The organism is Sphingomonas sp. GW821-FHT04B01 (genome assembly GCF_059420425.1).
Map to the genome: position 1 here is coordinate 261,318 of NZ_JBWKTR010000003.1, position 25,482 is coordinate 286,799.

Annotated in this window: 22 protein-coding genes; 17 read left to right on the forward strand and 5 right to left on the reverse strand. The window is 69.6% G+C overall.

Going from position 1 to position 25,482, the window contains the following annotated elements; translation table 11 throughout:
• Positions 1 to 258: 258 nt before the first annotated feature.
• Entirely contained in the window at positions 259 to 1,374 is a 1,116-nt protein-coding gene (locus AC07UH_RS10120; protein WP_495179929.1) for an NAD-dependent epimerase/dehydratase family protein, read from the reverse strand.
• 208 nt (positions 1,375 to 1,582) lie between these two features.
• Here AC07UH_RS10120 and AC07UH_RS10125 point away from each other — a divergent pair, with 208 nt between their 5' ends.
• The 3 genes from AC07UH_RS10125 to AC07UH_RS10135 are packed head-to-tail and all read left to right on the forward strand — an operon-like array spanning position 1,583 to position 3,914.
• Entirely contained in the window at positions 1,583 to 2,212 is a 630-nt protein-coding gene (locus AC07UH_RS10125; protein WP_495179928.1) for a histidine phosphatase family protein, read from the forward strand.
• Complete coding sequence (locus AC07UH_RS10130) at positions 2,209 to 2,994, forward strand: TIGR04290 family methyltransferase (protein WP_495179927.1); 786 nt, start codon at positions 2,209 to 2,211, stop codon at positions 2,992 to 2,994. The genes AC07UH_RS10125 and AC07UH_RS10130 overlap by 4 nt, the downstream gene beginning before the upstream one ends.
• A complete protein-coding gene (locus AC07UH_RS10135) occupies positions 2,991 to 3,914 on the forward strand; it encodes a glycosyl hydrolase (protein WP_495179926.1) in 924 nt (307 codons plus the stop codon). The genes AC07UH_RS10130 and AC07UH_RS10135 overlap by 4 nt, the downstream gene beginning before the upstream one ends.
• A gap of 17 nt (positions 3,915 to 3,931) precedes the next feature.
• On the opposite strand, the gene AC07UH_RS10140 is transcribed toward AC07UH_RS10135, so the two are convergent.
• Complete coding sequence (locus tag AC07UH_RS10140) at positions 3,932 to 4,435, reverse strand: DUF1003 domain-containing protein (protein ID WP_495179925.1); 504 nt, start codon at positions 4,433 to 4,435, stop codon at positions 3,932 to 3,934.
• Positions 4,436 to 4,449: 14 nt separating this feature from the next.
• On the opposite strand from AC07UH_RS10140, the gene AC07UH_RS10145 reads away from it, so the two are divergent.
• The 3 genes from AC07UH_RS10145 (at position 4,450) to AC07UH_RS10155 (ending at position 8,276) form a co-directional block, all read left to right on the forward strand.
• Positions 4,450 to 5,433 (forward strand): MDR/zinc-dependent alcohol dehydrogenase-like family protein, encoded by a 984-nt coding sequence (locus tag AC07UH_RS10145; protein ID WP_495193944.1) that lies wholly within the window; start codon positions 4,450 to 4,452, stop codon positions 5,431 to 5,433.
• Positions 5,434 to 5,806: 373 nt separating this feature from the next.
• The gene (locus AC07UH_RS10150) at positions 5,807 to 6,784 is read left to right on the forward strand and encodes a Gfo/Idh/MocA family protein (RefSeq protein WP_495179923.1); all 978 of its coding nucleotides are present in this window, start codon (positions 5,807 to 5,809) and stop codon (positions 6,782 to 6,784) included.
• Positions 6,785 to 6,803: 19 nt separating this feature from the next.
• Complete coding sequence (locus AC07UH_RS10155; protein ID WP_171009297.1) at positions 6,804 to 8,276, forward strand: phospholipase D-like domain-containing protein; 1,473 nt, start codon at positions 6,804 to 6,806, stop codon at positions 8,274 to 8,276.
• 76 nt (positions 8,277 to 8,352) lie between these two features.
• On the opposite strand, the gene AC07UH_RS10160 is transcribed toward AC07UH_RS10155, so the two are convergent.
• Positions 8,353 to 10,776, reverse strand: coding sequence for a TonB-dependent receptor (locus AC07UH_RS10160; RefSeq protein ID WP_495179922.1), 2,424 nt, complete (start codon positions 10,774 to 10,776; stop codon positions 8,353 to 8,355).
• A gap of 126 nt (positions 10,777 to 10,902) precedes the next feature.
• Complete coding sequence (locus AC07UH_RS10165; RefSeq protein ID WP_495179921.1) at positions 10,903 to 12,525, reverse strand: alkaline phosphatase D family protein; 1,623 nt, start codon at positions 12,523 to 12,525, stop codon at positions 10,903 to 10,905.
• A gap of 117 nt (positions 12,526 to 12,642) precedes the next feature.
• On the opposite strand from AC07UH_RS10165, the gene AC07UH_RS10170 reads away from it, so the two are divergent.
• From AC07UH_RS10170 to AC07UH_RS10195, 6 genes are all read left to right on the forward strand, one after another.
• Complete coding sequence (locus tag AC07UH_RS10170; RefSeq protein WP_495179920.1) at positions 12,643 to 13,098, forward strand: MarR family winged helix-turn-helix transcriptional regulator; 456 nt, start codon at positions 12,643 to 12,645, stop codon at positions 13,096 to 13,098.
• 9 nt (positions 13,099 to 13,107) lie between these two features.
• Positions 13,108 to 15,096: an FUSC family protein gene (locus AC07UH_RS10175; RefSeq protein WP_495179919.1), complete on the forward strand. Its 1,989-nt coding sequence runs from the start codon at positions 13,108 to 13,110 to the stop codon at positions 15,094 to 15,096.
• Entirely contained in the window at positions 15,093 to 15,320 is a 228-nt protein-coding gene (locus AC07UH_RS10180; protein ID WP_038660445.1) for a DUF1656 domain-containing protein, read from the forward strand. Before AC07UH_RS10175 ends, AC07UH_RS10180 begins: the two co-directional genes overlap by 4 nt.
• A gap of 7 nt (positions 15,321 to 15,327) precedes the next feature.
• Positions 15,328 to 16,230: an efflux RND transporter periplasmic adaptor subunit gene (locus tag AC07UH_RS10185; RefSeq protein WP_495179918.1), complete on the forward strand. Its 903-nt coding sequence runs from the start codon at positions 15,328 to 15,330 to the stop codon at positions 16,228 to 16,230.
• The gene (locus AC07UH_RS10190; RefSeq protein ID WP_495179917.1) at positions 16,227 to 17,645 is read left to right on the forward strand and encodes an efflux transporter outer membrane subunit; all 1,419 of its coding nucleotides are present in this window, start codon (positions 16,227 to 16,229) and stop codon (positions 17,643 to 17,645) included. The genes AC07UH_RS10185 and AC07UH_RS10190 overlap by 4 nt, the downstream gene beginning before the upstream one ends.
• A gap of 70 nt (positions 17,646 to 17,715) precedes the next feature.
• Positions 17,716 to 18,591, forward strand: coding sequence for an SDR family oxidoreductase (locus AC07UH_RS10195; protein ID WP_495179916.1), 876 nt, complete (start codon positions 17,716 to 17,718; stop codon positions 18,589 to 18,591).
• Positions 18,592 to 18,594: 3 nt separating this feature from the next.
• On the opposite strand, the gene AC07UH_RS10200 is transcribed toward AC07UH_RS10195, so the two are convergent.
• Entirely contained in the window at positions 18,595 to 19,476 is an 882-nt protein-coding gene (locus tag AC07UH_RS10200) for a LysR family transcriptional regulator (RefSeq protein ID WP_495179915.1), read from the reverse strand.
• A gap of 90 nt (positions 19,477 to 19,566) precedes the next feature.
• On the opposite strand from AC07UH_RS10200, the gene AC07UH_RS10205 reads away from it, so the two are divergent.
• From AC07UH_RS10205 to AC07UH_RS10225, 5 genes are read left to right on the forward strand one after another with little or no spacing between them, the layout of a single operon-like run.
• On the forward strand, positions 19,567 to 20,736 hold the full coding sequence (locus AC07UH_RS10205) for an isovaleryl-CoA dehydrogenase (RefSeq protein WP_495179914.1): 1,170 nt from the start codon (positions 19,567 to 19,569) through the stop codon (positions 20,734 to 20,736).
• On the forward strand, positions 20,733 to 22,328 hold the full coding sequence (locus AC07UH_RS10210; RefSeq protein WP_495179913.1) for a carboxyl transferase domain-containing protein: 1,596 nt from the start codon (positions 20,733 to 20,735) through the stop codon (positions 22,326 to 22,328). Before AC07UH_RS10205 ends, AC07UH_RS10210 begins: the two co-directional genes overlap by 4 nt.
• A 5-nt stretch (positions 22,329 to 22,333) precedes the next feature.
• Entirely contained in the window at positions 22,334 to 24,181 is a 1,848-nt protein-coding gene (locus AC07UH_RS10215) for an acetyl/propionyl/methylcrotonyl-CoA carboxylase subunit alpha (protein ID WP_495179912.1), read from the forward strand.
• Positions 24,181 to 24,633 carry a MaoC family dehydratase gene (locus AC07UH_RS10220; protein WP_495179911.1) on the forward strand — a complete coding sequence of 151 codons (453 nt, stop codon included), beginning with the start codon at positions 24,181 to 24,183 and terminating at the stop codon, positions 24,631 to 24,633. The genes AC07UH_RS10215 and AC07UH_RS10220 overlap by 1 nt, the downstream gene beginning before the upstream one ends.
• The gene (locus tag AC07UH_RS10225; protein ID WP_495179910.1) at positions 24,630 to 25,481 is read left to right on the forward strand and encodes an HpcH/HpaI aldolase/citrate lyase family protein; all 852 of its coding nucleotides are present in this window, start codon (positions 24,630 to 24,632) and stop codon (positions 25,479 to 25,481) included. The genes AC07UH_RS10220 and AC07UH_RS10225 overlap by 4 nt, the downstream gene beginning before the upstream one ends.
• Position 25,482 lies beyond the last annotated feature (1 nt).

Here is a 25,482-nt window from a genome sequence, read left to right on the forward strand (position 1 = left end):
GCGCCCCGGAAACAAGATCGTCGACGTCGCCAAGCCGCGATCCGTCGCTGCGGCATCTTACCCATGCCGTCACCCCGGACTTGTTCCGGGGTCCACTTCGCGGCGAGGGGATGGGCCTGATTGGAGACGACGAGCCTGCGGCACGGTGGACCCCGGAACAAGTCCGGGGTGACGGGTGGATGGGGGCAGCCTCTTGCCCTGCATTATCATCTCTGCCTTCGCGGAGATGACGGAGTGAGTGCGAAGGAGACGCGGCGATCATGCGACCAGTCCCCGCTTTTCCAGTTCGGCGCGGGCCTTGGCGACATTGTCCTCGGCGCTTTGCTCGCCGACCCATTCGGCGAGTTCGGCGAGCCCTTCGATGAAATCCTGGCGCGCGGTGAAGCCGAGCCGTTCCTCGGCGAGGCCGGTGTCGCAGAAGCAGTGGCGGATGTCGCCGATCCGCGCCTTGCCGACGATCTCCGGGCGGATGTCGTTCTTGTTCATCGCCTTGGCCAAAGCCTCGGCGACCTGCGTCACCGACCGGTCGTGGCCCGAGCCGATGTTGAAGGTCTGGTCGACCGCCTCGGGCAGGACCAACGCGTCGGCGAAGGCGCGCGCGACGTCGCTGACGTGGACGAAGTCGCGGCGCTGCTCGCCATCCTCGAAGATCATCGGCTGCTGGCCGTTGAGCAGGCGCGAGGCGAAGATCGCGAGCACGCCGGTATAGGGATTGGAGAGCGCCTGCCCCGGGCCATAGACGTTGAACAGGCGCAGGCAGACGCCCTCGATCCCATAAGGCTTGGCCATGATATGGGTGGTGCGCTCCTGCACGTATTTGTTGAGCGCGTAGATCGAGGCGAGGCTGGGCCGCTTCCATTCGGGCGTCGCCACCGGGGTGAGCGGGCGGCCCTGCGCGTCGAGCGGGTCCCAATTGGCCATGCCGTCGCGGACCGCGCCACGCTCGGCATTCTCGACCGTGTTGCCGTCGGCGTCGCGATAGAGGCCCTCGCCGTAGATCGACATCGACGAGGCGGTGACGACGCGGCGGACCGGCCGGTCGATCAATTTCTCGAACAGCACCGCGGTGCCGACGTCGTTGGTCGAGGTGTAGCGTTCGACCTCGTACATCGACTGGCCGACGCCGACCTCGGCGGCAAGGTGGATGACGCTGTCGACACCGACGAGCGCGCGGGCGACCGCGTCGCCGTCACGGAGGTCGGCGCGGATCAGTTCGACCTCGTCGTTGAGCAGCGGCGGCCGCTCGACGTCGCCGTGGACCTGCGGGATCAGACTGTCGAGGACGCGGACGCGATGGCCGCGGCGGAGCAGTTCGTCGCCGACGAAGCGACCGATGAAACCGGCGCCACCGGTGATCAGGACGGTCTCGCTCACGCCGTCTTGATCCGCATCAACGACAGGACGGGGGTGGTGGTGTCTGTTCGTGGCATCCGTCGCCCGCCCCTTTTCCATGAACGTATGCTGGAGCGATGGAACGAAGGTTCTTCTTCTTTGTTCCTAATGGGTTAGCTCACAATCTTGTTGATCGATATCAACACGAGCCGGGCGCCGAGGCAGTGAGGCGAGGCAGACGGACGACAGCATGGCAGCGACGGCGACGTTCCTTCTGATCCGGCATGCCGCGCATATCCATCTCGACCGTCGCCTGTCCGGGCGGATGGACGGCGTGCCGTTGAGCGAGGCGGGCCGGGCGCAGGCGGCGGCGCTGGCGCGGGGATTGGCGGCGCGCCTGACGGACGAGCCGATCGACAAGATCGTCTGCAGTCCGCTGGAGCGGACGCGCGAGACCGCCGAGGCGATCGCCGCCGCCTGCCACCTGCCCGCCCCCGAGCCCGTCGAGGCGCTGGTCGAGATCGACATGGGCGAGTGGACCGGCGCGGCGTTCGGGGAGCTGCACGGACCGGCGTGGGACGCGTGGAACGCCGAACGCGGCACCGCGCGCATCCCCGGCGGCGAGACGATGGCGGAGGCGCAGGCGCGGATCATCGGCTGGCTGACGCAGACCGCCGCAGCGCAGACCGAGGACGGCAACGGGGCGTGCATCGCGCTGGTCAGCCATTCCGACATGATCCGTGGCGCGGTTGCCTTCGCGCTCGACCTGCCGCTCGACCATCTGCTGCGTTTCGACATCGGCCCCGCCTCGGTCAGCCGGATCGTGGTCGGCGACTGGGGCGCGCGGCTGCTCAGCCTCAACGAAAGACTGGCAGCATGACGCCCGAAACCCTGCGTGCCGAAGTGGCGCGGCTCGCGCCGTGGTTCCACAACATCGATCTCGGCCACGGCATCCACACCGCGCCCGATCATTTCCTCGGCGACTATCCGCGCTTCAAGTTCGCGCGCTTCGCCGATGCGCTGCCCGCCGACCTCACCGGCAAGTCGGTGCTCGACATCGGCTGCAACGCCGGTTTCTATTCGGTCGAGATGAAGCGGCGCGGCGCCGACCGGGTGCTGGGGATCGACAGCGACGACCGCTATCTGGCGCAGGCGCGGCTCGCCGCGGCGGCCCTGGGGCAAGGCGGGATCGAATTCCGCAACCTCTCCGTCTACGACGTGGGCGCGCTCGGCGAGCGGTTCGACCTCGTGATCTTCATGGGGGTGCTGTATCACCTGCGCCATCCGCTGCTGGCCCTCGACCTGATCCGCGAGCATGTCGCGGGCGACCTGATGCTGTTCCAGACGATGCAGCAAGGCAGCCCGGCGGTCTATCCGGTGCCCGAGGATCATCCCTTCCACATGCCCGGCACGCACGTGCCACCGCCGTTCTTCGACGAGCCGGGCTATCCCAAATTGCATTTCATCGAACGCGAATTCGCGCACGACTGGACGAACTGGTGGGCGCCCAATGCCGCGGCGAGCGCGGCGATGCTGCGCGCGGCGGGCTTCGCGATCCTGGAGCAGCCGGAAAGCGAGGTCTATCTCTGTCGGGTCGCGCCGGTGCCTTATGGCGAATACGGGCCGGCAGCGGTCTATCCGAACAGGGGGAATGACGCATGATCGACGCGGCGATGATCTGGAACGAGCCCAACAACAAATCGCATTGGGACCCGGAGGTCGATCCCGACTGGTCGATCTTCGCCGATACGGTGATCCGCGCCGGCACCGCGATCCACGCGGTCAATCCGGCGGTGACGCGGGTGCTCGGCGGGATGAGCCCGATCGATCCCGAATGGGTCAAACGGATGCGCGGCCATGGCGCGCTCGACGCGGTCGACGTGGTCGCGGTGCACGGCTTCCCGCTCGACTGGAACCTGTGGCCGATCCACGCCTGGCCCGACAAGATCGCCGAGATCGAGGCGGTGGTGCCCGACAAGCCGATCTGGGCGACCGAGGTCGGCGTCGGCAGCTTCGGCGCCGAGGAGGTGCAGCAATTCGGCGTGCGCCGCACCGCCGAACTGCTGCTCGACCGGGTGCCGCGGGTGTTCTGGTATTCGCTCTTCGACCTGCCGCAGAGCTGGGGCGCGACGACGCGGCACCGCGAGGCGGAGGGGTCGAGCTATTACCGGCATTTCTACATGGGACTGATCCGCGAGGACGGCACGGCCAAGCCGAGCCTCGACGATTATGCCGCGGTGGCGGACCGGATGGGGCTGATGCAATGGTTCCACTATCAGGACCCGCGGCTCGACGAGGCGGTGGCGTGGATGAAGCGGCTCGGCACCAAGCGACTGCGCACCGGGCTGAGCTGGGCGGACAGTTTCCGGCCCGACGCGATCGACTGGTTCGACCGGCAGATGGCGGCGCTCGCCGATTTCGAGGTGACGGTGACCTTCTGCTTCACCCCCGAGCATCTCGGCGTGCAGCCGCATCACAGCAGCGCGGCGCGCGATCCGCAGCAATTCGCCGATTTCTGCGCGTGGATGATCGACCGCTATGCGCCCGCCACGGTGGCGACGCCGCAGACCGCGGTGGCATGAGCCCGGTCGGTGCGCGCCTAGTCGGCGGGCCGGTCGTCGAGCGCGTCGAGCACGCGGCCGGGTTCGACGTCGCGCTCGATCTCCCGATCCTCGTCGTGGACCGGAACGTCGAGCCGCGCGGCGATCCGGCCGAGCAGGACGGCGACGCGGGTCAGTTCGTGCTCGGTGAGCAGGTTGATATGCAAATCGAGATCGGCGCGGCGATCCGCCGCGGCGGCCATCCGGTTCTGGCTGATGAGCACGAAGGTGGACAGGAAGATCGCTTCCACCGAGGCCTCGGACGCGAGAATGACGAAGGTCGGGTCGAAGCGCGGCACGCCGGGGATCCAGCCGATGTTGGCGAGGATCCACAGGCCGTAGACCACGAGATGCAGCACGACGAAGGTCATCGATCCGGTGAAGCGCGTGATCCGCTCGGCGATACGCGCCGACACGGGCGCGGCGCGGCGCTCGGCACGCTCGCGGGTGGCAAGAGCGGCGATGTTGTCGCGCAGCGTGGATTGCATGCCGGCGTCGATCATGGAGGTCACAAATGATGGCAGATCAATTGGTTGCAGGGACGATGCAGGCCGCGATCCTCGCTGCGCCGGGGCGGATCGAGGTCACCGGCGCGCCGCTGCCCAAGCCCGGCGCGGGCGAGGTGCGGTTGAAGCTGGAGGGGTGCGGCGTGTGCGCGTCGAACCTCGAACCCTGGGCGGGCCTGCCGTGGATGACCTATCCGGGCGAGGCGGGCGGGCTGGGCCATGAAGGCTGGGGGCGGATCGACGCGGTCGGCGACGGCGTGACGACGCTGGCGGTGGGGGATCGCGTCGCCGCCCTCTCCTATCGCTCGTTCGCCGATTACGACGTGGCGGCGGCCGACAGGGTCGCCAAACTGCCCGCGGCGCTCGACGGCCAGCCGTTTCCGGGTGAGCCGCTGGGCTGCGCGTTCAACATCTTCCGGCGCAGCGACATCCGCGCCGGGCAGACGGTGGCGATCATCGGCATCGGCTTTCTCGGCGCGGTGCTGACCAAGCTCGCGAGCGATGCCGGTGCGCGGGTGATCGCGATCTCGCGGCGGCAGGAGAGCCTCGACCTCGCGACGCATTACGGCGCCGCCGAGACGATCGCGATGCACGATCACTGGCAGATCATCGAGCGGGTCAAGGCGCTGACCGGCGAGGCGATGTACGAGCGGGTGATCGAGGCGGTCGGCAAGCAATGGCCGCTCGACCTCGCCACCGCGCTGATCGGGTTCGGCGGGCGGCTGGTGGTGGCGGGCTATCACCAGGACGGGCCGCGGCAGGTCAACATGCAGGAGTGGAACTGGAAGGGCATCGACGTCATCAACGCGCACGAGCGCGATCCCGCGGTGCAGATGCGCGGCCTGCACGAGGCGATCGACGCGGTGGCGAGCGGGCGGCTCGATCCGGCGCCGCTGTACACGCACCGGTTTCCGCTGGCGCGGCTGGACGAGGCGCTGGACGCGACGCGCGACAAGCCGGCGGGGTTCGTGAAGGCGTTGGTGGAGCTGGGGTGAGGTTTTGCGCCCTTATTCCTGCCCTGTGCGGGCGGGGCTATTGCATATGAAGATTTGTGTGAGCCCGCCGTGATCGACACCCACCTCGTCACCCCGGACTTGTTCCGGGGTCCACTCCGCGGCGAGGAGATAGGCATGGTTCGACACCGTTCTCCTGCGGCCCGGTGGACCCCGGAACAAGTCCGGGGTGACGAAGAGAATTTGGAAGCGGCTCGATCCTCATCGCCGCAGCCATATGTCATAGCCCCGGCCCGCCAGGGGGAGGTGGCAGCACTTGGTGGTGACGGAGGGGGCGGAAAGGCGGGAGCTTCGCAACGAAGCGCTGCTTTCCGAAGGCATGGCGCCTCCACCCGGGGGCAGGACAGGGAAAACGATGAGCAGACCGCGCGTGGGATTTCTGGGGACCGGATGGATCGGGCGGCATCGTATGGAGGCGATGGTCGCGACCGGGGCGATCGACGTCGCCGCGATCTGCGACCCCGCCGACGCGTGCCTGCGTGACGCTGCGACCCTGGCGCCTGCGGCGACCGTCGTTCCGTCGCTCGAGGCGATGCTGGCACTGGGGCTCGACGGAGTGGTGATCGCGACGCCGTCGGCACTCCACGCCGATCAGGCGATCGCCGCGCTGCGCGCCGGCGCGGCGGTGTTCTGCCAGAAACCGCTCGGCCGCTCGGCGCCGGAGACGCAAGGCGTGATCGCGGCGGCGCGCGACGCCGACCGGCTGCTCGGCGTCGACCTGTCCTATCGCCATACCGAGGCGATGCGGGCGATCGCCGCGCTGGTCCGCGACGGCACGCTCGGCGAGATCTTCGCGGTCGATCTGACCTTCCACAACGCCTATGGCCCGGGCAAGCCGTGGTTCTTCGATCCGGCGCAGTCGGGCGGCGGCTGCGTGATCGACCTCGGCGTGCACCTCGTCGATCTCGCCTTATGGACGCTGGACTTTCCCGTGGTCGGCGACGTCGAGGCGGTGCTGCGCGCCGGCGGGCGGCCGCTGCGCCCCGGCGAGGTCGAGGATCATGCCACCGCGCGCTTCGACGCCGGCGGCGCCTCGGTGCGGCTCGCCTGTTCGTGGACCCTGCATGCCGGGCGCGATGCGGTGATCGAGGTCGCTTTCTACGGCACGAGGGGCGGCGCGGCGCTGCGCAACGTCGCCGGCTCCTTCTATGACTTCACGGCGCAGCATTTCACCGGTACGCACGCGACCACGCTGACCGCGCCACCCGATGCCTGGGGTGCACGGTCGGCTGCCGTCTGGGCGGAGCAGCTCGCTGCCTCGCCCGCATTCGATCCAGCCGCGACGCTGTTCGCGCGCAGCGCCGAGGTGCTCGACCGCATCTATGGCCGTTAACGGGACTTAGCGCACGACCATGGGCGAACCAGCCACTTCATCGTCAGGGGTGTTCGAGCCCGGCCGCAACGTATGGCGGGTGGCCCGCGCCGAGCGGCTGTCGGTGATCGTCGATGCCGATCGCTATTTCGGTGTCGCGCGCGAGGCGTTCGCGCAGGCGAAGCGGCGGATCATGCTGGTCGGCTGGGATTTCGACGCGCGCATCCGGCTGGTCGGCAGCACCGGAACCACCGAAGGACCGGAGACGGTCGGCGACTTCCTCTACTGGCTGGTCGAGCGCAATCCCGAGCTGGAGCTGTACCTGCTGCGCTGGGACGTCGGCGCGATGAAGTCGGTGTTCCGCGGCAAGACGATGTTCACCGTGCTGAAATGGGCGCGCCATCCGCGCATCCACGTCAAGCTCGACCACCACCATCCGACCGCCTCGTCGCATCACCAGAAACTGGTCTCGATCGACGATTGCCTCGCCTTCTGCGGCGGCATCGACATGACCGCCGAGCGCTGGGACACGCGCGCGCACCGCGACGACGATCCCGGCCGCAAGCTGCCGGGGGGCAAGCCGTACAAGCCGTGGCACGACGCGACCACCGCGATCACCGGTCCGGCGGCGGCGGCGCTCGGCGAATTGTGCCGGCAGCGCTGGAAACTGGCGACGGGGGTGATGCTGCCGCCGGTCGCGAGCGAGGGCAGCTGCTGGCCGGCGTCGCTCGAAGCGACCTTCGAGGGCGTCGACCTCGGCATCGCGCGCAGCCAGCCGGAGATGCCGGACGAGGCGCCGGTGACCGAGATCGAGGCGCTGTTCCTCGACCAGATCCGCAGCGCGCGCCGCCACATCTATTGCGAGAGCCAGTATTTCGCCTCACGCCGGATCGCCGAGGCGATCGCGGCGCGGCTGGACGAGGCGGACGGGCCGGAGATCGTCATCGTCAATCCGCTGACCGCGCAAGGCTGGCTCGAGCCGCTGGCGATGGACACCGCGCGCGCACGGCTGGTCGAGACGCTGCGGCGGCGTGACACGCACGGGCGGCTGCGGCTGTACCATCCGTTCACCCGCGGCGGGACGGCGATCTATTGCCACGCCAAGATCACCATCGTCGACGACCGGCAGCTGCGCGTCGGCTCGGCGAACATCAACAACCGCTCGCTGCGGCTCGACACCGAATGCGACGTGGTGCTCGACGCCGCGCGGCATCCGGACGACGGGCTGGAGGCGAAGATCGTCGCGGTGCGCAACGACCTGATCGCCGAGCATCTCGACGTGCCGGCGGAGCGCGTCGGCCAGTTGATCGAGCAGACGGGGTCGCTGATCGAGACGATCGAGCGGCTGCGCGGGCCGGGCCGCTCGCTCAGGCCCTATACGGTGCCGGATCTGGACGGCGTCGAGAAATGGCTGGCGGACAATGAGGTGCTCGACCCCGAGGGGCCGGGCGAGATGTTCGAGTCGGTGACGCATCGCGGGCTGTTCCGCGGCCGGCTGCGGCGGGTGCGCTAGGGGGATTCCACGCCCCCCAATGTGTGACAAACGATGAAATGCTGCGGGTGCCCGGGGCGTCCGGGCACCCGCTGCGTCAGAAGCCCCCCGACAAAGTGAAGAACGCCATCCGTGGTGGCTGGGCGTAGGTGTTGTAGGTCTTGACGACGCCGACGCCGGCGATCTCGTAGATGCCGCGGCGGGCGGTCAGGTTGGTGATATTGACCGCGAACCGCAGGTTGTGGAGCCCCGCGACGACGTCCTGCGGCAGCGTGTAGGCGGCTTGCAGGTTGAGCAGGAACCGCCCCGGCACCGACTGGTCGTTGGTGTAGGTCGCGAAGCGCGGGCCGACGTAATCGCCGATCACCTGCGTCTCGAACGGGCCCGAGTTGAGCGTCAGCACGGTCTTGTTCAGCCAGCGCGCGACGTTGGGCACGTCCTTGCCGGCGGTCGCGATGACGCTGCTGCCGCTCTTGTAATCGTCAGCGTAGCGCGAGCGATTGTACGACAGCGCATTGTAGAGCGATACCGACGGGCCGAAGCGCAACGTCGCCGCCGCGTCGATGCCGTTGGTGCGCACGGCGCCGACGTTCTGAAGGATGCTCGCCCCGCCCAGCACCGAGCCGATCACCTGCGTCGAGCTGATCTGCAACAGCCGGTTGCTGAAATCGACGTGATAGGCGCTGATCTGTCCCTCGATCGCCGTCAGCGGGCCGGCATCGACGTGATGCCGGGCGCGCACGCCGGCTTCGTAGGTCCACGAGCTTTCCGGCTGGGTGTTCTTCCTGATCGCGTCGAACAGGTCCTGGCTGCCGACGTTATAGGGCGACAGGCCGCCGGCGATCGACGCCTGGAACTGGCGGACGTTCTGCTGGATATGGCCGAAGAGCTGATCGTCGGGCGTCACGTCCCACACCGCGCCGATCGCCGGCAGGAACCATTTGCGCGTGTTGAGCTGCCCTTCGGGATAGCGCGTCGACGTGCCGCCGGGCAGCGGCATGGCGTTCGGCAGCGGCTGGACGAGGACGCGGCCATTGGCGAATTGCAGGCTCGACTTGAAGCCGCCCTCGATCGTCAGCGTCGGCGTGACGTGCCAGCGATCCTGCAAATGCAGCTGGACGACGTCGTAGCTCGTGACGCTGGCATATTGCGTCAGCTTCAGCAGCGCCGGGTCGGCCCATTCATAGGGCGACGGCGGCGGCGCATCGACCGGCACCGCATACCAATTGCGAAAGATCGTATTCCGATTGTGCTCGTACCAGCCGCCGAGGCCGATCTCGTGATCGCCGGCGGTGATCGCCAGCGACGAGAGCACGCCCTTGCGATCGATGCCATATTCGGTCGTGCGCAGCGCATAGCCCGAATTGCCGAAGACCGATTTCAGGTTCTGGCCGGGGAAATAGACGGAGAACAGCGCCGGCAGCCCCGCCGCCGACACCGGTCCGACGATCTGCCCCTGCCCCTCGTCGTGATGGCCGTAGACCTGATTGCTGAAGGTGACGGCATCGCTGAAGCGATAGTCGTACTTGACGTAGAACAGGTAATCGGTGCGCTGCGCGTCGCCGTAATAATTGGCGTAATTGTTGGGGTTGTTCGCCGGCGGCTTGCCGTTCGCGTCGACGTAGCGCAGCGCCGCTTGCCAATCGGGATACAGCAACGAGCGGTAATAGGGCTCCAGCCCGCCAACATTGTGCGCGACCGAATCCTGATTGGGCTCGGCCTTGTCGGACAGCGCGGCATAGCCGGTCAGCGTGCCGTGTTCGCCCTTGTGGACGAATTTGGCGTTGGCCTGCCAGCCGCCCTGTCTGGCGGGGAATTCCCAGGCGCGCGCCTTCTGGCGGACGATCGAGAGATAGCCGCTGTTGGTGCCGCCGAACGCCTCGGCATTGCCGCTGTCGACGCGCAGATAGGTGCGTTGCGCGTCATAGCTGCCGAGCGTCTGCGCGAAGCGCAGGCCGGCGCGCGTGGTCGGCTGGCTGGTATAGGTCTCGAGCCCGCCGCCGAGGTTGCTCGCCGAGGCGGTGGCGAGATCGGCGGCGCCCGAGGTCAGGCGGACCGAGCCGACATCCTCGCTGATCACCGCGCGCTGCGGCGACAGGCCGTTGTAATTGCCGTAGGACTGGTCGCCGAGCGGCACGCCGTCGAGGGTGAAGCCGAGCTGGTTCTGGTTGAAGCCGTGGACGATCAGCGAGATGTTCTGTTCGTTGTTGCCCCACGGATCGGCGGTCTCGAACTGGACGCCGGGCAGCGTCTGGATCGCCTTGACCGGGTTCACGCCGGGCAGCACCTTCTGCATCTCGGCACCGTCGATCGTCACCGCCGAGCGCGTGGTGCGTGCGGCAGTGACGACGACCACGCCGTCCTGATCGTCCCCCTGCGCCGCGGCGGCGGGCGCGGCGGCATCCGACGCCGTCTGCGCCGTCTGCGCCGCGGCGGCGGAGGCCTGACCGAGCGCGGCGATGGAGACGGCGAGCAACAACGCGCCGCGGCGATGGCGCGCGGCGATGAACGGCAATGACATGACTTTCCCCAATGCGACCGCACGACCGCGGTCGACCGTGCGGTTAGGGGCAGGGTGTGACGCTTCGGCGTCGTTTTGATTGCGGTATCAAGTTTCTCGCAAACGTTTGTGTTGAAGCGATACGGATCACGCCATCGTGTGGCGATCGCGCAACACGGTCGCGCGGTGGCCGACCGTGCCGCGGGCGTTCCGCGCCTTGATGCCGTCGACCATGATCCATTCGTTGGTGACGCGATCGGCGGCGACGGTCATCGCCATATAGCCGCGGCGCGACGTGTCGCACCATTTCAGCTCGGGATTGGCGCGGACGAGCGCGGCGGCGACCTGCGCGGGATCGGTGCCGACGCTGCTCTCGAATCCGGGCGAGGTGACGCTGTGGCCGGCGAATTCGACCGCGGCGGGGCGGCCGTCCTGGACGAGGTCGTAGGCCCAGGCGTTGTGGCTGTCGCCCGAGATCAGCACGGTGTTGCCGCCGATCTGCTGCTCCGACTTGAGGAAGCGCGCGCGGGCGGCGGGATAGCCGCCCCAATTGTCGTAATTGAACGGCAGGCCCAGCGCGCCGGCGGCGACGCCGGCCTGAATGTAGCCGCGTGCCTCCGGTTTCATCGCGGTGAGCCAGCCCTGCGTTTCCGGCGGCATCACCGTGGCGCCCATGATCGTGCCGAAGCCGACGATCTGCCACGGCCGGCCGCTGCGCACCGAGGCGCGCATCGCGTGGCTCAGCCATACCTCCTGCTGGCTGCCCATCATCGTCACCGCCGGGTCCTGCCACGGACCGTCGCGGAACGCCTTGAGCGCGGCGACGGGGTCGGCGGCGCGGAACAGCGGCGCCACGTCGGGCTGGCGGGTACGCGCGAGCAGCCGCGTCTCGGTGCGGAACAGCGTCGCGAGGCCGCCGATGTCATAGGCCTTCCACGGCTCATCCGAGACCGGCATCCATTCGCGATAGGCCTGGATCGAGGCGGCGCGGCGGGCATTCCAGTCGCCCTCGGTCTCGGGCGTGTGGTTCTCGGCGCCGCCCTCCCAACTGTCGTTGGCGCTCTCGTGATCGTCCCATTGCACGATCATCGGCATGGCGCGGTGCAGCGCCTGGAGATCGGGGTCGGCGCGGTAGCTGCCGTAGCGCAGGCGATAATCGGCGAGGTGGATGATCTCGCTCTGCGGTGCGGGCGTGCGGCCGGGGACGGCGTCGGCGGGCAGCGGATAATGCGCCGGCGCATATTCGTAGAGATAATCGCCGAGATGGATGGCGCAGTCGAAGCCACCCTGCGCGACGGCGTGCGCATACGCGTTGAACCAGCCGAAGCCGATGTTCGAGCAGGAGAAGATCGCGGCGCGCCAGGTCTTCATGCCGTCTTCGGGCAGCGTCGCGGTGCGGCCGACCGGCGAGTGGCTGCCGTCCGGCGCGACGAAACGGTAATGATAGCTGCGGCCGGGCTGGAGGCCATCGACGGTGATCTTGGCGGTATGGTCGCGCCACGGGCCGGTGATCTGCGCGCCGCCGGTGACGACGCGGGCGAAGTCGGGGGTCTCCGCGACCTCGACGCGCAGTTCGACGGGGCCGCCGTCGGCGGGAACGTAGCGGGTCCACAGCAGCACCGAATCGGCGGCGGGCTCGCCGCTCGCCACCGCATGGGTGAAGCCGCGGGCGTTGCCCAGTGCCTGGAGCGCGAGCGCGCCGCCGGGCAGCGCGGTGGCGCCCAGCCCGATCATGGCGGTCTTCATCAGCATGCGGCGATCGAGAATCATGATGGTGCTCCGGTGACGTTGCGCCGCCCATGCAATGCGATTGTGAAACGTGCGCGACGCCTGCCGCGCCATAACATGAGCCTTGCGATTAGTTAGCTACCTATCTATCTGCGCCGGGTGACCCGTCCTACCCCTGCCCAGATGCGCGCCTTTTCGGCGCACCTCGTGCCGCTCGGCCGTCGCTATCGGCGCGCGCTCGACGACGGTCTCGCCGGCCTGTCGCTGTCGCATACGCCGGCGCTGGCGGTGATGCTGATCGGCCGCGCCGCCGAAGGGCTGCGCCAAGGGGCACTCGCCGACCAGCTCGGCGTCGAAGCGCCGTCGGTGGTGCCGCTGATCGACCAGCTCGAACGCAGCGGCCTCGTCGAACGGCGCGTCGATAGCACCGACAAGCGCGCGCGCCTGCTCCACCTCACCGCCGCGGGCACGACGCTCGCCGCGCAGGTCGAAGCGCGTACCGCGGAGATCCGCCAGACGTTGCTCGCCTGTATCGAGGCGGAGGAGCTGGTGGTCGCGACGCGGGTGCTCGACCGGCTCCATGCGACGATGACGCGCCTCGACGAACAGGGCTGAGCGGCGGCGATGCGGATCGGGCTGCGCGAGACGGTGTTCTCGGTCAATTGCTTCGCGGCGGCGATGCTGGCGCTGTTCGTGTCCTTCTCGCTCGGGCTGGAACGGCCGTTCTGGGCGATGGCGACGGTCTATATCACCAGCCAGCCGCTGAGCGGCGCGGTGCGGTCGAAGGCGGTGTTCCGGCTCGCCGGCACCGCGGTCGGCGGGATCGTCACCGTGCTGCTGGTGCCGGCGCTGGTCAACGCGCCGGTGCTGCTGTCGCTGGCGCTCGCTTCGTGGGTGGCGCTGTGCCAGTTCGTCTCGCTGCTCGACCGGACGCCGCGATCCTATCTGTTCATGCTGGCGGGCTATACCGCGGCACTGATCGGCTTTCCGTCGGTGACGCATCCCGAGGCGATCTTCGACACCGCGGTGCTGCGCGTGCAGGAGATCGGCATCGGCGTGCTCTGCGCCGCGTTCATCCATGCGGTGATATGGCCGCGCAGCGTCAGCCAGGTGTTCGGCGGCCGCGTCGCCGGGGTGCTGGCGGAGGCGGAGGCGTGGATCGCCGATGTGTTAGCCGCCGCGCCGGTGGCGAGCAACGGGCGCGAGCGGCGCAAGCTTGCCGGCGACATCACCGACCTGCACGTCACCGCGACGCATATCCCATTCGACACCGCGCGCATCCGCCCGACGCGCGCGCTGCTGACCGGGATGCAGGACCGGCTGGTGCTGCTGATCCCGCTGGTTTCCGCGGTCGAGGACCGCTGGCGCAGCCTGATCGCCGCCGGGCCGCTGCCCGCGCCGCTGGCCGATGCGGTGGCGACGGTGCGCGACTGGGTGACGACCCCCGCCCTGCCCGCCGCGCCGGTGATCGCCACGCTCCGGACCGCGCGCGAGGCGGTGGCGGCGGACGGCTGGCGCGACCTGCTTGCGCTCAACCTGCTCGCCCGGCTGGAGGAGCTGGTCCTCGCTTTGGCCGAGGCGCGGACGCTGGTCGCGGCGGTCGCCGATCCCGCGGGCCGTCCGCCGCCCGCGGTCGGCGCCGTTGCCGCACGGCCGCTGCATCGCGATTACGGGCTGGCACTGCTGTCCGCGACCGCGACGCTGCTGACCGTGCTCGGCTGCTGCCTGTTCTGGATCGCCACCGGCTGGCCGGAGGGGGCGGTCGCGGCGATGATCGCGGCGGTGGTCTGCTGCTTCTTCGCGACGCTGGACGATCCGGTGCCGGCGCAGCGCGGCTTCCTGCTGTGGACGATTGCGTCGCTGCCGCTCGCCGCGCTCTATCTGTTCGCGATCCTGCCGGCGATCGACGGCTTCGCGATGCTGACGCTGGCGATGGCACCGCCGCTGCTCGCGATGGGCGCGGTGATGGCGAACCCGAGCTGGTACGGGCGGATGGTGCCGATGATGCTCGGCTTTGCGGGCGGGCTGGCGCTGACCAACAGCTTCACCGTCGACGCCGCGAGCTTCTTCAACGCCAATGTCGCGCAGATCATCGGCATCGCCGCGGCGATGGTAATGACGCGGCTGATCCGCAGCATCGGCGCCGGCACTGCGATCCGCCGGCTGCGCCGCGCCGGCTGGCGCGACCTCGCCGCGCTCGCCGAACACCCGGCGGACCCGGCGGTGGCGCAGATCGCGGCGTGGCGCAGCCGCATGCTCGACCGCGTCGGCCTGCTCGCCAGCCGCATCGGCGAGGTGGAGGACGAGGAGCGCGATGCCGCCGCCGCGACGCTGCGCGAATTGCGCATGGGGCTGAGCATCGCGCAGATCGCGCCCGTCGCCGACCATGCCGCGCTGCGCGCCGCGCTGGCCCGCCACTTCCGCACGCTGGCGAGCGGCGACGATGTCGCGCCCCCGGCCGAGCTGCTCGACCGGATCGACGGCGCGATCGCCGCCGGCCGCACGATCGCCGATCCCGAGGAACGGCGCGGGCAATTGGTCAATCTCGTCGGATTGCGGCGCAACGTCTTCCCCGCCGCGCCCGACTGGCACGAAGCGCAGGCGGCGGCATGACCGCCGACCTGGATATCGGCGGCGTGTTCGTCCACCCGCTGCTGCTCGCCGCGATCCTCGCCTTCGTGCTGGCGGAGGCGATCGGCTGGGCGCTGGCGCGGGCGCGGCTGTACCGTTTCGTCTGGCATCGCGGCCTGTTCGACGTCGCGCTGACCATCGTCCTGTGGGCCGGGATCGCCGGCCTGATCACCGGCGGCGACCCCGCCGCGGCTCTTTTCAGCTAGAAAGACCATGACTCCACATCCTTCCCTGCGCGTCGTCCTGCGGATCGGCGTCACGCTCGCCGTCGTGCTGCTTGCGGTGGTCGCCGGTCGCCGGCTCTGGGCGCATTACGAGACCGAGCCGTGGACGCGCGACGGCCGCGTCCGCGCCGATATCGTCCAGGTCGCGCCCGACGTCTCCGGCCTCGTCACCGAGGTGCTGGTCCGCGACAACCAGCCGGTCGCGGCGGGGACGCCGCTGTTCCGCGTCGACCGGCCGCGCTACCGCCTGGCGGTGGCGCAGGCGGCGGCGGCGGTGGCGGCGCAGCGGGTGCAACTGGCGCAGGCGCGGCGCGAGGCGCAGCGCAACCGCACGCTCGGCGACCTCGTCGCGGGCGAGGTGCGCGAACAGGGCGACGCCAAGGTGGCGCAGCTCGCCACCGCAGTGTCGCAGGCGCAGATCGCGTTGCAGACCGCGCAGCTCAACCTCGCCCGCACCGAGGTGCGCGCGAGCGTCGCCGGCACGGTCAGCAACCTCGATCTGCGGCCCGGCGACTATGCCACCGCCGGCCATCCCGAATTTGCGATCATCGACCGCGGCTCGCTGCACATCATCGGCTATTTCGAGGAGACCAAGCTGCCGCGCGTGCATGTCGGCGATCCCGTCCGCGTCCGGCTGATGGGGGACGATCAGGTCATCGCCGGCCATGTGCAGAGTATTGCCGGCGGCATCGAGGATCGCGATCGCAGCGCCGGCGCCAATTTGCTCGCCAACGTCAACCCGACCTTCAGCTGGGTGCGGCTGGCGCAGCGCATTCCGGTGCGGGTGGCGATCGACCGGCTGCCGCGCGACGAGATGCTGGTGGTCGGCCGTACCGCGACGGTCGAGGTGCTGCCGCGCGCCAGGCCGGTGGCGGCGGGAGCGCGGGCATGACGCGCCGCCTCGCGCTGCTGGCCGCCACGCTGCTCGCCGGCTGCACCACCGCCGGACCCGATTACCACCGGCCCGACGCCGCGGTGATCGCACGGCCGAGCGCCACGGCGCCGTTCGTCGGCGGCGACGAGGCGGCGTTCGCGGCGATGGCGCCGGTGCCCGACCGGTGGTGGCAGCTCTATCGCGATCCGCGGCTCGACCGGCTGGTCGAACAGGCGCTCGCCGCCAATACCGACCTGCGCGTCGCGACGGCGAATATCGCGCGCGCACAGGCGTCGCTAGACGTCGCCGAGGACGGCCGGCGCGTCCAGACGCAGGTGCAGGCGTCGCCCGGCTATGCGCAGCGTTCGGCGGAGGAGGAATTGCGGCCCGGCGCCGCTTTGCCCCGTTCGTTCGTCTATGCGGCGAGCGCGGCCATCTCCTATCAGCTCGATCTCGCCGGGCAGGTGCGCCGCGCGATCGAAGCGGCGGATGCCGATGTCGCCGCGACCCGCGCCGCCTATGACAGCGTCCGCATCACCGTCGCGGCGGACACCACCCGCGCCTATCTCGACGCCTGTTCGTCGGCGCGCGAGATCGGCGTCGCGCAACGGGCGCTCGATCTGCAGAGCCGGACGACGCGATTGACCGAGCGGCTGGTCCGTGCCGGGCGCAGCGGTTCGCTCGATGCGACGCGCTCGACGACGCAGGAGGCGCAGGTGCGCGCGACGATGCCGGCATTGCAGGCGGCGCAGCGGCTGGCGCTGTACCGGCTGGCGACGCTGACCGGCCGACCGCCCGCCGACTTCGACCGCGATGTCGCCGCCTGTACCGGCGAGCCGCATCTCGACCGGCCGATCCCGATCGGCGACGGGGCCGCCTTGCTGCGCCGCCGCCCCGACGTGCGCCGCGCCGAATGGGAGCTGCGCGCCGCGACCGCGCGGATCGGCGTCGCCACCGCCGATCTCTACCCGCGCATCGCGCTCGGCGCCTCGGTCGGTTCGGTCGGCCTTGCCGAGCGGGCATTGGGCAGCGACACGTTCAAATTCTCGCTCGGGCCGCTGATCAGCTGGCAATTCCCCAACCGGACGCGGGTGCGGGCGCGGATCGCCGCGGCGCAGGCGGAGAGCGATGCCGCTTATGCGCGGTTCGACGGCGCGGTGCTGACCGCGTTGCGCGAGACCGAAAGCGGTCTGACCGTCTACGCGCGCGATCTCGACCGGGTGGCGGCGCTGCGCGAGGCGAGCCGTCAGGCCGGCAAGGCGGCGCGCGACGCCGAGACGCTGTTCCGCGCCGGGCGAACCGGCTTCCTGCCGGTGCTCGACGCGCAGCGCACCGCGATCGGTGCCGAACAGACGCTCGCCGCGGCGGAAAGCCGGCTCGCCGCCGATCAGGTCCAGCTGTTCCTCGCGCTCGGCGGGGGCTGGCAGACGTGATCGCACGGGGTACGGACCGAACGCCGGCCTGCCTCGTTCCTGCTGCGACACGCCCCAGACAGGAATCCCGATGACCAACGATCCCCGCACCAGCGCCCCCACCCGCTTCCCCGACGAGCCGCAGCAGCCCGCCCCCGGCGTCGAGGCGAAGATGCGCAACCGTCCCGATCACGGCGAGGACAGCTATCGCGGCAAGGACCTGCTCGACGGCAAAGTGGCGCTGATCACCGGCGGCGATTCGGGCATCGGCAAGGCGGTGGCGATCGCCTATGCCCGCGAAGGCGCCGACGTCGCCATCTCCTATCTCGCCGACGAGCAGGTCGACGCCGAGGACACCAAGGCGTGGGTCGAGAAGGCGGGCAAGCGTTGCCTGCTGCTGCCCGGCGACATCCGCAGCGTCGCGCAGTGCACCGCCCTGGTCGACCAGACGGTGGCGGAGCTCGGCAAGCTCGACATCCTCGTCAACAATGCCGCCGCGCAGACGATCAACGAGGATATCGACAGCATCGACGATGCCGAGATGGAGGGTGCCTTCGCCGCCAACGTCTTCGCGATGATCCGCCTCGCCAAGGCGGCGGCGCCGCACCTCAAGCCGGGCTCCGCGATCGTCAACACGACGAGCATCCAGGCGAAGACCGCGACCGAGAACATGATCGTCTATGCGACCACCAAGGGTGCGATCAGCAGCCTGACGATCGGCCTGTCCAACCTGTTCGCGCCCAAGGGCATCCGCGTCAACGCGGTCGCGCCGGGGCCGGTGTGGACGCCGATCCAGCCGATCGCCAAGCCGAGCGACGAGCTGGAGACGCTGGGCGAATCGACCCCGCTCGGCCGCGCCGGCCAGCCGGGCGAACTCGCGCCGGCCTATGTGCTGCTCGCCTCGGACGAGGGCAGCTACATCACCGGGGCGATCGTGCCGGTGACCGGCGGCATGCCGATGTATTGAGCGTCAGTCCGGCGCGGGCGGCTCGACCGCCCGCGCCAGCGACGTCGCCAGCCAGCCGTGGCGCAGCGCCTCGGCATCGGCGTGCCCGGCGAACACCAGCCCGATGTCGCGGCTGAAATCGAAGCCGTCGAGATGCGCGAGCACCACGCCATCCTCGCGGAACCCCTCGGGCATGACGGTGACGCCGAGCCCGGCGCGGACGTAGCTCAACGCCTTGTCGTCGCTGGTCGTGCGCGCGGCGAACACCGGGCGGACGCCGCGGGTGGTGAAGAAGCGGCTGGTTTCGGGAAGCAATTCGCAATGGCGCCGGACGATCATCGGATCGTTGACGAGCTGTTCGGCGCGGATCACCGGCGTGCCGGCGAGCGGATGCGCCTGACCCAGCGCCAGCGCATAGCCCTCGCCGAGCAACTTCAGCCGCGCCTCGGGCGGGTCGCCGTCGCGCAGCAGCGTCAGCGCGAGGTCGATACGGCCGCGCGCGAGCCGCTCGCGCAGGTCGCGCTCCTTGCCCTCGACGATCTCGAGCCGGTCGCCGCCGGGGGCGCTGCGCTGATCGGCGAGCAGGCGTTCGATCCAGCGCCGCGGCGTCGTCACCAGCACGCCCAGCCGCAGCGTGCGCACCGGTGCGGTCTCCGCCACCGCCCGCTCCGCCTCGGCGAACCCGGCCTCGATCGCCCGGGCCGAGGCGACCAGCCGCGCGCCGGCGTCGGTCAGCGCGACGCGGCGGTTGGTGCGATCGAACAGGCTGCGGCCGAGTGTCTTCTCCAATTTGGCGATGCCGACCGACAGGGTCGGCTGCGAGACGTTGCACGCCGCCGCGGCGCGCGAGAAATTGCCGGTGTCGACCACCGACAGGAAATAGCGAAGATGGTAGCGATCGATCATAGACGGTTTCTATGATGTTCTTGCACGTCTTTCAATTTTCCATGTGACGGACGAGCGGCTACAAGGCCGCAAAAGACGGTGGAGAGACTGATGGCTGAACTGGACTTCGCGCTCGGCGAGATGGCCGACACGATCCGCGAGACGACGCGCCGCTTTGCGCTCGACCGGATCGAACCGATCGCCGCCGCGGTCGATGCCGAGGATCGCTTCGCGCGCGAATTGTGGCCGATGATGGGCGAGCTGGGCCTGCACGGCATCACCGTCGAGGAGGCGGATGGCGGGCTCGGCCTCGGCTATCTCGAACATCTTATCGCCTGCGAGGAGATCAGCCGCTCGTCCGCCGCGATCGGGCTGAGCTACGGCGCGCATTCCAATCTGTGCGTCAACCAGATCCGCCGCTGGGCCAATGCCGAGCAGAAGGCCAGATATCTGCCGAAGTTGATTTCCGGCGAGCATGTCGGCAGCCTCGCCATGTCGGAGGCGGGCGCGGGGTCGGACGTCGTCTCGATGAAGCTGCGCGCCGACAAGGTCGATGGCGGCTGGCAGCTCAACGGCACCAAATTCTGGATCACCAACGCCGCTTATGCGGACACGCTGGTCGTCTATGCCAAGACGATCCCCGATACCGGATCGAAGGGCATCACCGCCTTCCTGATCGAGAAGGATTTCGCCGGTTTTTCGATCGGGCAGAAGATCGACAAGCTCGGCATGCGCGGCTCGCCGACCGCCGAACTGGTGTTCGACGATTGCTTCGTCCCGGACGATCAGGTGATGGGGCCGCTCAACGGCGGCGTGAAGGTGCTGATGTCGGGGCTCGATTACGAGCGCGTCGTGCTGTCGGGCATCCAACTTGGCATCATGCAGGCGTGCCTTGACGTCGTCCTGCCCTATGTCCGCGAGCGCAAGCAGTTCGGCCGGCCGATCGGCGAGTTCCAGCTGATGCAGGCCAAGGTCGCCGACATGTATGTCGCGCTCAACTCGGCGCGGGCCTATGTCTACGCCGTCGCCAAGGCGTGCGACGCGGGCCGGACGACGCGCTTCGATGCGGCGGGCTGCATCCTGCTCGCCTCGGAAAGCGCGGTGAAGGTCGCCGGCGAGGCGATCCAGGCGCTGGGCGGCGCGGGCTATACGAAGGACTGGCCGGTCGAACGCTATTGGCGCGACGCCAAATTGCTTGATATCGGCGCCGGCACCAACGAGGTGCGCCGCATGCTGATCGGCCGCGAGCTGATCGGCCATGATGCGCCGCGCGCGCAATGACGGTGCTGCGTACCGCGATCGACGCGGCCTCCACCGACTTCGCCGCCAACGACGCGCACAATCGGGCGCTTGCCGAAACGCTGCGCGAGACGGTCGCGACCAGCGCGCTCGGCGGCTCCGACCAGCATCGCGCCCGCCACGTCGCGCGCGGCAAGCTGCTCCCGCGCGACCGCGTCGAGCGGCTGCTCGATCCCGGCTCGCCGTTCCTCGAGGTGGGCGCATTGGCGGCGAACGGCATGTATGGCGGCGATGCCCCCGGCGCGGGCATGATCGCCGGCATCGGCCGCGTCTCGGGCCGCGAATGCCTCATCATCGCCAACGACCCGACGGTGAAGGGCGGCGCCTATTTCCCGATGACGGTGAAGAAGCATCTGCGCGCGCAGGAGATCGCGCGCGAGAACCGGCTGCCGTGCATCTATCTGGTCGATTCGGGCGGCGCCAATCTGCCGCATCAGGCCGAGGTGTTCCCCGACCGCGATCATTTCGGCCGCATCTTCTTCAACCAGGCGCAGATGTCGGCGGAGGGGATCGCCCAGATCGCCTGCGTGATGGGCAGCTGCACCGCGGGCGGCGCCTATGTGCCCGCCATGTCCGACGAGACCGTCATCGTCCGCAACCAGGGGACGATCTTCCTCGCCGGCCCGCCGCTGGTCAAGGCGGCGACCGGCGAGGTCATCTCCGCGGAGGAGCTGGGCGGCGCCGACACGCATGCGCGCAAGTCGGGCGTCGTCGACCACGTCGCCGAGAATGACGAGCATGCGCTGCTGATCGTCCGCGATATCGTCGCGACGCTCAACCGGCCCAAGGCGGTCGATATCGAGATCGCCGCGCCGCGGGCGCCTAAGCTCGACCCGCAGGAGCTATACGGCATCGTGCCGCAGGACGTGCGCGCGCCCTATGACGTGCATGAGGTGATCGGGCGGATCGTCGACGGTTCGGACTTCCACGAGTTCAAGCCGTTGTACGGCACCACGCTCGTCTGCGGCTTCGCGCGCATCTGGGGCATGCCGGTGGCGATCCTCGCCAACAATGGCGTATTGTTCTCGGAAAGCGCCTTGAAGGGTGCGCATTTCATCGAGCTCGCCTGCCAGCGGCGCATCCCGTTGCTGTTCCTCCAGAACATTTCCGGCTTCATGGTTGGTGGGAAGTATGAGGCGGAAGGCATTGCGAAGAACGGCGCCAAGCTGGTGACCGCGGTCGCCACCGCCTCGGTGCCGAAGATCACCGTGCTGATCGGCGGCAGCTTCGGCGCGGGCAATTACGGCATGTGCGGGCGCGCTTATTCCCCGCGCTTCCTGTTTAGCTGGCCAAATGCGCGCATCTCGGTGATGGGCGGCGAACAGGCGGCGAGCGTGCTCGCCACCGTGCATCGCGACGCCGATGGGTGGACGCCCGAACAGGCGGAGGCGTTCAAGGCACCGATCCGCCAGAAATACGAGGACGAGGGCAACCCCTATTACGCCACCGCGCGGCTGTGGGACGACGGCATCATCGATCCCGTCCAGACCCGCGACGTGCTCGGCCTCGCCTTTTCCGTGGCGCTCAACGCGCCCATTCCCCAGTCGCCGTCCTTCGGCGTGTTCCGGATGTGATGGCCATGATCGAGAGCCTGCTCATCGCCAATCGCGGCGAAATCGCCCGCCGCATCATCCGCACCGCGCGGCGGCTCGGCATCCGCACGATCGCGGTCCATTCCGACGTCGATGCCGCCATGCCCTTCGTCCGCGAGGCGGATGCGGCGGTGTGCATAGGCACCGCGCTCGCCGCCGACAGCTATCTGCGGCAGGATCGCATCCTCGCCGCCGCGCGCGACACGGGCGCGGCGGCGATCCATCCCGGCTACGGCTTCCTGTCGGAGAATGCCGAATTCGCCGAGGCGGTGGTCGCCGCGGGCCTCGTCTGGGTCGGCGCGCCGCCCGCCAGCATCCGCGCGATGGGCCTCAAGGATGCCGCCAAGCAACGGATGATCGCCGCCGGCGTGCCCGTGACGCCGGGCTATCTCGGCGCCGACCAGTCGTCCGAACGCCTGCAGGCGGAGGCCGACGCGATCGGCTATCCGGTGCTCATCAAGGCGGTCGCCGGCGGCGGCGGCAAGGGCATGCGCAAGGTCGATGCGCGCGAGGATTTCGCCGAACTGCTCGCCAGTTGCCAGCGCGAGGCGGCCGCCTCGTTCGGTAACACGCAGGTGCTGATCGAAAAGTACATCCTCTCGCCGCGCCATATCGAGGTGCAGGTGTTCGGCGATACGCACGGGCAGGTCGTCCATCTGTTCGAGCGCGATTGCTCGCTCCAGCGCCGCCACCAGAAGGTGATCGAGGAGGCCCCCGCCCCCGGCATGGACGCCGCGACGCGCGCCGCGGTCTGCGATGCGGCGGTGCGGGCGGCGAAGGCGGTCGACTATGTTGGCGCCGGTACGATCGAGTTCATCGCCGATGGTTCGGACGGGCTGCGCGCCGATCGCATCTGGTTCATGGAGATGAACACGCGGTTGCAGGTCGAGCATCCCGTCACCGAGGCGATCACCGGGCAGGATCTGGTCGAATGGCAGCTTCGCGTCGCCTCGGGCCAGCCGCTGCCGCGCCGGCAGGACGAACTGTCGATCAACGGCTGGGCGATGGAGGCGCGGCTCTATGCGGAAAACCCGGCGAGCGGTTTCCTGCCTTCGACCGGACCGCTCGACCGGCTGCGCTTCCCTGCCGAGGTGCGCGTCGACAGCGGTGTCGAGGAAGGCGGCGCGGTGACGCCCTTCTACGACCCGATGATCGCCAAGCTGATCGTCCATGGCGGTTCGCGGCGAGAGGCGGCGGCGAAACTCGCCGCGGCGGCGCGTGGCACGCAGGTCTGGCCGGTGAAGACCAACGCCGCCTTTCTCGCGCGCGCGGCGGCGCATCCCGATTTCGTCGCGGGGCGCGTCGATACCGGCTTCATCGAACGCCATGCCGCCGACCTGATCCCGGCGGCGGAACCCTCCCCCGCGGTGCTCGGCGCCGCGGCGGCGGCGTTGCTGCCGGAGGGTGACGATCCGTGGGTGGCGCTGCGCGGCTTCCGCGCCAATCGTACCGCCGCAACCGCGATCGACGTCGAGCTCGGCGGCAAGCCTTATCGCGTCGAGCATCCCGTCGCCGGCGGGATCGTCGCCGATGGCGTGCTGTTCCTCGACGGCGAGGCGTGGCCGTTCGGCGCCCCTCGCGCCGATGCGATCGCCGGCGGCGGCGAAGGCGATGGCGCGATCCTGTCGCCGATGCCGGGCCGCGTCATCGCGGTGCTGGTCGCCGCAGGACAGGCCGTCGCGCGCGGCGAGCGGCTGCTCGTGCTGGAAGCGATGAAGATGGAACAGGCGCTGGTCGCGCCGTTCGACGGTGTCGTGGCGGAGCTCAAGGTCACGGAGGGCGCGCAGGTGCCCGAGGGGACGTTGCTCGCGCGGATCGCAGTGGAGGAGGTTTGATGGCAGGACGCAGCTTCGATGCGTGGCAGGTCGGCGACCGTATCGTCCACGACATCCGCCGCACGGTGACCGAGACGGACAATCTGCTGTTCTCGACGATGACGCACAATCCGCAGCCGCTCCACCTCGACGCCGAAGCAGCGCGGGCGAGCGAATTCGGTCAGATCCTCGTCAACGGCACCTTCACCTTCGCGCTGATGGTCGGCCTGTCGGTCGGCGACACGACGCTCGGCACGCTCGTCGCCAATCTCGGCTATGATAAGCTGGTGATGCCCAGGCCGGTGTTCCTCGGCGATACGTTGCGCGCCGAGACCGAGGTGGTCGAGCTGAAGGACAGCCGCTCGCGGCCCGACGCGGGCATCGTCACCTTCGCGCACCGCATGCTCAACCAGCGCGACGAGATCGTCTGCCAGTGCCTGCGTACCGCCCTGCTCAAACGGTCGGCGGCATGAGGCTGCGCTCGCTCCTGTTCGTGCCGGGCGACCGGCCGGAGCGGTTCGCCAAGGCGGCGGCGAGCGGCGCCGACGCGCTGATCCTCGATCTCGAGGATTCGGTGGCGGCCAGCGCCAAGACGGCGGCGCGCGAGGCGGTGGCGACGCACTTGCGCGAACCGCGCGGCGCGGTGCGGCTGTTCGTGCGGGTCAATCCGCTCGATACCGCATTATGCGCCGAGGATATCGCCGCGCTCCACGGCCTCGCCCCCGATGCGATCGTGCTGCCCAAGGCGGAGGGCGCACCCAGCGTCCGCGAGCTCGCGCAGCGGCTCGCCGCGGCCGGTATCGACGCGCCGATCCTGCCGATCGCCACCGAGACTCCGGCGGCGATCTTCGCGCTCGGCAGCTATGCGGCGGCGGGCGTGGCGCTCGCCGGGATCACGTGGGGGGCGGAGGATCTGCCCGCCGCGATCGGCGCCGCGACCAGCCGCGAGGACGACGGCCGCTACACGCCGCCCTATGAGATGGCGCGGTCGCTGACGCTGTTCGCGGCGCATGCCGCCGGGGTGGCGGCGATCGACACCGTCTATCCCGCCTTCCGCGACCTCGACGGCCTCGCCGCTTATGCGCGGCGCGCGGCGCGCGACGGCTTCACCGGGATGATGGCGATCCACCCGACACAGGTCGCCGCGATCAACGCCGCCTTCACCCCCAGCGCCGAACAGGTCGAGGCGGCGCAGCGCATCGTCGCCGCCTTCGCCGCGGCGCCCGACGCGGGGGCGTTGCAGGTCGACGGCCGGATGGTCGATGCGCCGCATCTCAAACAGGCGCGCCGCCTGCTCGACCGCGCCGAGCCGCCGCGATAGC